Origin of the sequence: Paraburkholderia sp. JHI2823 (genome assembly GCF_038900695.1) — a bacterium.
Classification (GTDB): Bacteria; Pseudomonadota; Gammaproteobacteria; order Burkholderiales; family Burkholderiaceae; genus Paraburkholderia; species Paraburkholderia mimosarum.
Genome location: NZ_JAYMRY010000023.1, coordinates 119476 through 126372 on the forward strand (window position 1 = coordinate 119476; position 6897 = coordinate 126372).

Consider the following 6897-nt stretch of genomic DNA (forward strand, 5'->3'; position numbering starts at 1 on the left):
CGTTTCCCACGCACCCTCCGCACCCACCAAGATGCTTGCAGAACAACGTCACCAATACATCCTCTCGCAAGTGAACCGGACCGGCGCGCTCTCGGTGGCGGATCTCGTGCGCGAGCTGCGCGTCTCGCGCGAGACGATCCGGCGCGACCTCAATACGCTGGCCGAGCGCGGGCTGCTCGTCACGACACACGGCGGCGCGCTTTCGAGCGACCGCCGCGAGCCCGATCTCGATGTGCGCGAGGCCGCCAACGCGAGCGCCAAGCGCGCGATTGGCGAGCGCGCCGCAGAGTTCGTTCCCGATGGCGCCTCCCTCATCATCGATTCAGGCAGTACCACGCATGCGCTAGCACGTGCGCTCACCGACCGCCACCGGCTCACGGTCTACACCAATGACTGGCGCATCGCGCTTTTGCTCGGCCGCCGCAACGGGAACCGCGTGACGCTGCTGGGCGGCGAACTGTCCGACCACGAGGAGGCGACCTTCGGCCTCGATACGGTGCAGCAGCTCGCCCAATACCACGCCGACTTCGCGTTCGTCGGCGCGGGCGGCATCACCGCCGACGGCTGGCTCACCGACTACTCACGCATGGTCGCCGAGGTGCGCAGCCGCATGCTCGCGGCCACGGCCTGCGCAATCGTCGTCGCCGACCATTCGAAGTTCGGGCGCGTGACGCCCGTGCGCATCAACGGCTTCGAGCACGCGCGCTACGTCATCACCGAGCTTGCGCCCGAGAAAAACATCGCTCGCGCCATCGCGGCCCGCGGCCCCGAACTCGTCATCGCCTGAACCTCGCTGCGCGGCCGCGTACGCCGCGCTTTCCGCAAACCGTTTGCAAGCCTTCCGCCGGCGTGCCGCGAACGGAATTCGTGCCGTTATGTGGCTTGTCGAATATTGGCGAATTGTGGAATTTCTTGACAAACGCCAAAATCGTCATGCCGGTGTCATCAAAACCTGTGATTCTTGCGGGGCCCGTCCGGACGGGCCGGTAGAGCGAAGCGGGCGGCAGCACGGTGCCCCGCCGCAGCGGCCGGTTCAGGCGAGAAGCGCCGGATTGTAGACAATCTGCAATCCGCGGCGCGATTGCGATTCCCAGCGGGCAATGGCAGGCGGCGCAGTCCGCCCGAAGTTCGAATCGTTCGATCCATCCAATCACAACGCATCGGGTAACCCCGTGCAACGGGTTTTTGCCTTCGGAGAGTGACATGAACCACACGAAATTCCATCGCGCGGGTTTTGCACGCAAGCTGCTGCCGATGGCGGCTGCCGCCGCGCTGCTGGGCGCAGCAATGAGCGCGCACGCCGCAGACGCAGTCGTGCTGTACACGGCCGACGGCCTCGAGAATCTCTACAAGGATGTGCTCCCGGCCTTCGAGAAGAAGGAAGGCGTGAAGGTCAATATCGTGACGGCGGGCAGCGGCGAAGTGGTGAACCGCGCCAACGTCGAGAAGGATTCGCCGAAGGCCGACGTGATCGTCACGCTGCCGCCGTTCATCCAGCAGGCGCAGCAAAACGGCCTGCTGCAGCCGTACCAGAGCGTGAACTACAAGAACGTGCCGGCCATCGCGAAGGCGACGGACGGCTCGTGGGCCACGTTCGTGAACAACTATTTCTCGTTCGCGATCAACCCCGAAGTCGTCAAGACCGAGCCGAAGACGTTTGCTGACCTGCTGCACCCGGACTACACGGGCAAGGTCGCTTACTCGAACCCGGCAACGGCCGGCGACGGCATGGCCGTGATCATCCTCACGACCTCGCTGATGGGCGAAGACAAGGCGTTCGACTACCTCAAGAAGCTCGAGCAGAGCGCGAAGTTCCACACGAAGGGCACGGGCTACCTCGACGTGCTGCTCTCGCGTAACGAAATTTCGGTGGCCAACGGCGACCTGCAGATGGATCTCGACGACGCAGCCAACGGCGGCCTGTCGCTCAAGCCGATCTTCCTCGCGGCCGAGCCGGGTGGCCATCCCACGACGTTCCAGCTGCCGTATGCGATCGGCTTGATCAAGAACGGCCCGAACCAGGCCAAAGGCAAGAAGCTGATCGACTACCTGATGTCGACGGACGTGCAATCGAAGGTGCCGGATATCTTCGGTATTCCGGCCCGTACGGACGTGGCGCTCTCGGGCAAGAACGGCGAAGCGGTCAAGCAGGCGATCGCCGGCGTGAAGCTGATTCCGGTGGACTGGAACCACGTGATGACGAAGAAGGCCGACTGGACGACGCGCTGGAAGAACGAAGTGATCGGCTCGTCGGGCAAAGAGACGGAAGTCGTGAAGCCGAAGCAATAAGCGGCATGCAACGGGCGCCCGCCGCGGCCCGCGAGAGCGGCCGCGGCGCGCCATTTGGCAATACCCGAGCATTACCAGAGTGTCGCCTGAGGAGATGAACCCGGTGAATACCGCAAGCCTCGCGTCGGCCGACATGGCCCGCGCGCTGCCGGATGTGTCCGGACTGACCGACGCCACGGATGCGCGCGATGCGGCGGGCGTGCAGATCGAGCACCTGAGCGTGCGTTTCGGCGCGCGCACCGTGCTCGACGATCTGTCGCTCACGATCCGCCGCGGCGAACTACTGACCGTGCTGGGCCGCAGTGGTTGCGGCAAGACCACGCTGCTGAGATTCATTGCGGGCTTCATCGAAGCCGATGGACTCGCGGGCTCGCTCACCGTGGCGGGCCGCGATCTGACCCATGTGCCGCCGCATCAGCGCAACCTGGGTCTGCTGTTTCAGAGCTACGCGCTCTTTCCGCATCTCTCGGTATTCGAGAACGTCGCGTTCGGGCTCAAGGCGCGCCGCGTGCCGTCGCGCGACATCGCGCGGCGCGTGGCCGACGCCCTCAAGCTCGTGCAACTCGGCGACGCGGGCCACGTCATGCCCGCGCAGCTCTCAGGCGGCATGCAGCAGCGCGTGGCGCTCGCTCGCGCGCTCGTGATCGAGCCGGACGTGCTGCTGCTCGACGAGCCGCTCTCGGCGCTCGACGCCAATCTGCGCGCGTCAGTGCGCTCGGAACTCAAGGCGCTGCACGAGCGGCTGCCCGATCTGACGATCGTGTGCGTGACGCACGATCAGGACGACGCGCTCGTGCTCTCCGACCGCACGCTGCTGATGCGCGATGGCCGCATCGCGCAGCTCGGCACGCCGCAGGAGCTCTACGACACGCCCAACGACGCCTACGTGGCTCGCTACCTCGGCGCGGCGAACCTGCTGCCGCCGGGCGTCGCGTTTGCCGTGGGCGACGCGCGCCACGACGTGCGTGACAAGCTCGCGTGCCTGCGCCCCGAAAGCCTGCGCATCGTGCCGCTCGGCGAAGGCGCGCTGCACGGCACGATCGAATCGGTCGAGTGGTATGGCTCGGTGCTCTCGGTGCCCGTGCTGCTCGATGCGATGCCGAACGAACCGGTGCTCGTCACCATGCAGCGCGGCCACGGCATGACGCCGGCGAAAGGCATGCGTGTGTCCCTGCGCTACGAGGCTGACGATGTCGTCCTTATCAACCCCTGATTCCGCACTCCCGCTGTCAGGCGCTGAAGCGCACTCGGCCGCCGTGCGCCGGCGCGAGCGGCGAGCGCAGTGGCATATCGCGTTTCTGCTCGTGTTCGCGCTCGGGCCGCTCGTCATCTATCCGCTCGTGCGACTCGTGCTGTTGAGCCTTTCGGGCGCGCATGGCCTGAGCTTCCACGCTTACGGGGCCTTCTTCGGCAACCCCGATTCGCGCGGTGTGATCGCCACGACGCTGTGGATCCTGTTCTTGAGTGCGGGCCTCGCTTCGGTGCTCGGCGTCGCGCTGGCTGCGCTCTTGTTTTTCAAGCCGTTTCCGGGTGCGCGTCTCGTCACGCGCTTTCTCGAGCTGTTCGTGGCGTTCCCGTCGTTTCTCGTCGCGTTCACGCTCATCTTTCTTTACGGTTCACAGGGTTCGGTGAGCATCGCGCTGCAAAGGCTCTTTCACTTGCAGGCGCCGCCGCTCAACTTCCTGTTCGGCATAGGCGGAGTGGTGCTCGCCGAAGTGGTGTTCTACGCGCCGTTCGTCGTGCGCCCGACGCTCGCCGCGTTCGCGCTGCTCGATATGCGCCTGATCGAAGCCGCGCGCAGTCTCGGCGCGAACGGGCGGATGGTCGCCCTGCGTGTGATCCTGCCGCTGGCATGGCCCGGTATCGCCGCGGGCACGATCCTCTGTTTCCTGCTTACCTTCAACGAGTTCGGCATTTTGCTCGTGCTTGGGAGCGCGCACCTCGTTACCCTGCCGGTGGCGATCTACAGTTCGGCGACGGTCGATCTCGATCTGCCGACGGCCGCCGCAGGCGCCGTCGTCATGCTTGCGATGTCGCTTTCCTTGTATGCGCTCTATCGGCGCGTGAATCGCCGCAGCTATGGAGGCGCGCGCAATGTCAACTAATCCCGCAGCGGATTCGGATCGCATCGCGCTGCCGCCGAAGCATCATCGCGCGCGGCCCGTGGAGCGCAGCCTCGTCGCTCGCATTGCCAGCGCGGCACTGCTCGGCTTCGCAGCACTGTTGTGCTTCTGGCTCTTCGTCTTGCCAGTGGGCGTCGTCGCATTGTCGAGCGTCGCGTCGCATTGGTCGGGCACGATCCTGCCTGACGGATTCAGCATGCGCTGGTTCGAGCGCCTCGGCTCGAGCGATTTCGATGCGCTCGCAACGAGTCTCGAAGTGGGATTCGGCGTGGCGGTGCTCGGCACGGCGCTCGGCCTTTGGCTCGCCCTCGCACTCGAAGGGCGCGACCGGCGCGGCCTCGGCGCCATCGTCGATACGCTCGCGATGGTGCCCAACGGCGTGCCGAGCGTGGTGCTCGGCCTCGCGGTGCTGATCGCCTATCACAAGGCGCCGGTGGATCTGTCGAGCTCTGCGGCGATCGTCGTGTTCGTGCAGCTCGCGCTGGTGCTGCCGTTTTGCTATCGATGCGCGGCCGCCGCGTTGCGTCCCGAGCTGACCGTGCTGCGCGAAGCGGCCGCGAGTCTCGGTGCGCCGCCTTCGATGGTGCTGCGCCGCGTGGTGCTGCCGCAGCTCGTGCCCGCCATCCGCGCGAGTCTCGCACTAGGCTTCGCGCTGTCGCTCGGCGAACTCGGTGCGACGCTAACGGTGTATCCGCCGGGGTTCGCGACTGTGCCGATCGTCGTCGTGGGCGCGGTCGAGCGCGGTTACTACCTGCCGGCTTCGGCGCTCTCGCTGATCCTGCTGCTCGTTTCACTCGCGGCGCTTTTGCTGATCGCGGCGCGCGTGCCGCGCCGGCGTGCGGATTGAACGGATGGTGGCCATGCGGTCCGATGCGCCGCAGGCGCGCAACAGGCGGGCAGGGCAGAACGTGCAAGAGCCAGCGACCGAAGCGCGCGCGGGTAGCGGCGCGATGGGTGCCGTGCCGGCAACTCCCGCGCCGTCGTCCGACACGACGCCGCTCGAGATGGTGCGTCAGCATTCGCTGACTGCGCTGGTTCGCGATGAGATCGAGCGGCGCATCGCGGCGGGCCTGCTGGCGCCCGGCGACAAGCTCAACGAGGCCGACTGGGCGGCTCGCCTCGCGGTGTCGCGCGGCCCCGTTCGAGAAGCTTTTCGTGCGCTGGAGCAGGCGGGCCTCGTGCGCAACGAAAAGCATCGGGGCGTGTTCGTGCGCCGCGTCGGTGGGGCGGAGGCGCAGGAGCTGGGCGAGGTGTGTGCGGCGCTGCGTGAAGCGGCGTGCCGGATGCTGGCGGGGCGCATCGATGCGGCACAGGTCGCGGCGTTGCGTGAGCATCTCAACGCGATGCGCGACGCTGTGGTCGGAGAGAACGCCCAGGCATTTCTGCAGGCGCGCGATGCGTTTCGCTGGACGCTCCTCGCGGCGGCGGGCAATGCCAGGCTGCGCGAGACCTACGAGCGGACGGTAAGCGAGCTGCGGCTTTCGCCGCGTCGGGCTGCGCCCGCGCATGGCGCGATGGATGCTTCCTATACGGGATACCGTGCGCTGCTGAACGCGCTCGCTTCGCGCGATGCCGATGAAGCGGCCAAACGCATGCGCGAGTCGTGCGGCGATTGAGGGCATCAGGAACGATGGGCGGCGGGCTCGCTGCCGCCCTGTCCACATAATGAGGGGTAGAAGATGGCACTGAGCCTCGCGGATATTCGTGAGCTGTTCGAGAAGTACGGCGCGTTGGCCTACAGCGGCGAGCCGGTCACGCAACTGGAGCATGCGCTGCAAAGCGGCGCGCTGGCGGAAGAAGACGGTGCGAGCGAAGAGCTGATCGCCGCGGCGTTCCTGCACGATCTGGGTCACCTGCTCAACCGGCAGGGCGAAACGCCGACAGAGCGCGGCATCGACGATCTGCACCAGTACTATGCGCTGCCGTTTCTGCGCCCCGTGCTGCCCGATAGCGTGCTCGAACCGATCCGCCTGCACGTCGACGCCAAGCGCTATCTCTGCGCGGTGGACGAAGCGTATTTCGGCTGCCTATCCGCCGACTCAGTGCGAAGTCTCGAATTGCAAGGAGGTATCTTTAGCGCGGATCAGGCGCGCGATTTCGCGGCGCTCCCTTATGCAGAAGAAGCGGTGCGCCTGCGCCGCTGGGACGATCTCGCGAAGGTGGCGGGCAAGCCGACGCCGGATCTCGAACATTATCTGCAGCTTGTCGAACGCGTGATGCAGCGCCACGCCTGAGGCGATTCCTTTTCCGCGTTTTGCGAATTTGCTGGGCGTCAAAAAACCGCTTGCAAGATGTCGCGGGCGTGACTAGAATTCCGGTCTTTCGCGCTTTCGATGAAGGCGCGGGGAGACGGGAAGTCCGGGCGAAAGCCTTGTGGCGTCTGGGTCTGCGGGTGGTTCGAGGTTGCGCGGCAGGTTAAGCGAAGTAAAAAAACCTGTTGACAGATCGCCCGGCAGTCTTCATAATCTCGTTTCTCTGCTGCTGA

Annotated in this window: 9 protein-coding genes; 7 read left to right on the top strand and 2 right to left on the bottom strand. The window is 66.0% G+C overall.

The genetic code is table 11. The features are described 5' to 3' along the window. Positions 1-31: 31 nt before the first annotated feature. Positions 32-787, top strand: a complete 756-nt coding sequence (locus VSR34_RS23500) for a DeoR/GlpR family DNA-binding transcription regulator (protein WP_028209589.1) — start codon at positions 32-34, stop codon at positions 785-787. Here the strand turns inward: VSR34_RS23500 and VSR34_RS23505 are convergent. Next, positions 777-1205: a hypothetical protein gene (locus tag VSR34_RS23505; RefSeq protein ID WP_154671203.1), complete on the bottom strand. Its 429-nt coding sequence runs from the start codon at positions 1203-1205 to the stop codon at positions 777-779. The genes VSR34_RS23500 and VSR34_RS23505 overlap by 11 nt on opposite strands. On the opposite strand from VSR34_RS23505, the gene phnS reads away from it, so the two are divergent. The 6 genes from phnS (at position 1204) to VSR34_RS23535 (ending at position 6646) form a co-directional block, all read left to right on the top strand. Beyond that, complete coding sequence (gene phnS / locus VSR34_RS23510; protein ID WP_028209588.1) at positions 1204-2289, top strand: 2-aminoethylphosphonate ABC transporter substrate-binding protein; 1086 nt, start codon at positions 1204-1206, stop codon at positions 2287-2289. The genes VSR34_RS23505 and phnS overlap by 2 nt on opposite strands. A 94-nt stretch (positions 2290-2383) precedes the next feature. Next, on the top strand, positions 2384-3502 hold the full coding sequence (gene phnT, locus VSR34_RS23515; RefSeq protein ID WP_174480065.1) for a 2-aminoethylphosphonate ABC transport system ATP-binding subunit PhnT: 1119 nt from the start codon (positions 2384-2386) through the stop codon (positions 3500-3502). Further along, entirely contained in the window at positions 3480-4394 is a 915-nt protein-coding gene (locus tag VSR34_RS23520) for a 2-aminoethylphosphonate ABC transporter permease subunit (RefSeq protein ID WP_028230630.1), read from the top strand. The genes phnT and VSR34_RS23520 overlap by 23 nt, the downstream gene beginning before the upstream one ends. Continuing rightward, on the top strand, positions 4384-5259 hold the full coding sequence (phnV, locus tag VSR34_RS23525) for a 2-aminoethylphosphonate ABC transport system, membrane component PhnV (protein ID WP_342963683.1): 876 nt from the start codon (positions 4384-4386) through the stop codon (positions 5257-5259). Before VSR34_RS23520 ends, phnV begins: the two co-directional genes overlap by 11 nt. Positions 5260-5362: 103 nt before the next feature. Next, positions 5363-6028 carry a GntR family transcriptional regulator gene (locus tag VSR34_RS23530; RefSeq protein ID WP_342963688.1) on the top strand — a complete coding sequence of 222 codons (666 nt, stop codon included), beginning with the start codon at positions 5363-5365 and terminating at the stop codon, positions 6026-6028. A gap of 63 nt (positions 6029-6091) precedes the next feature. Next, the gene (locus tag VSR34_RS23535) at positions 6092-6646 is read left to right on the top strand and encodes a phosphonate degradation HD-domain oxygenase (RefSeq protein ID WP_342963684.1); all 555 of its coding nucleotides are present in this window, start codon (positions 6092-6094) and stop codon (positions 6644-6646) included. Positions 6647-6684: 38 nt separating this feature from the next. Here the strand turns inward: VSR34_RS23535 and VSR34_RS23540 are convergent. Further along, the coding region (locus tag VSR34_RS23540) for a hypothetical protein (protein WP_342963685.1) at positions 6685-6897 on the bottom strand (213 nt) is incomplete at its 5' end.

Bases quoted from the DNA above. Each gene is read 5' to 3' on its own strand.
- phnV (WP_342963683.1), top strand. From the start codon at position 4,384: ATGTCAACTAATCCCGCAGCGGATTCGGATCGCATCGCGCTGCCGCCG.
- VSR34_RS23535 (WP_342963684.1), top strand. From the start codon at position 6,092: ATGGCACTGAGCCTCGCGGATATTCGTGAGCTGTTCGAGAAGTACGGC.
- VSR34_RS23520 (WP_028230630.1), top strand. From the start codon at position 3,480: ATGTCGTCCTTATCAACCCCTGATTCCGCACTCCCGCTGTCAGGCGCT.
- phnT (WP_174480065.1), top strand. From the start codon at position 2,384: ATGAACCCGGTGAATACCGCAAGCCTCGCGTCGGCCGACATGGCCCGC.
- VSR34_RS23530 (WP_342963688.1), top strand. From the start codon at position 5,363: ATGGGTGCCGTGCCGGCAACTCCCGCGCCGTCGTCCGACACGACGCCG.
- phnS (WP_028209588.1), top strand. From the start codon at position 1,204: ATGAACCACACGAAATTCCATCGCGCGGGTTTTGCACGCAAGCTGCTG.
- VSR34_RS23500 (WP_028209589.1), top strand. From the start codon at position 32: ATGCTTGCAGAACAACGTCACCAATACATCCTCTCGCAAGTGAACCGG.
- VSR34_RS23505 (WP_154671203.1), bottom strand. From the start codon at position 1,205: ATGTCACTCTCCGAAGGCAAAAACCCGTTGCACGGGGTTACCCGATGC.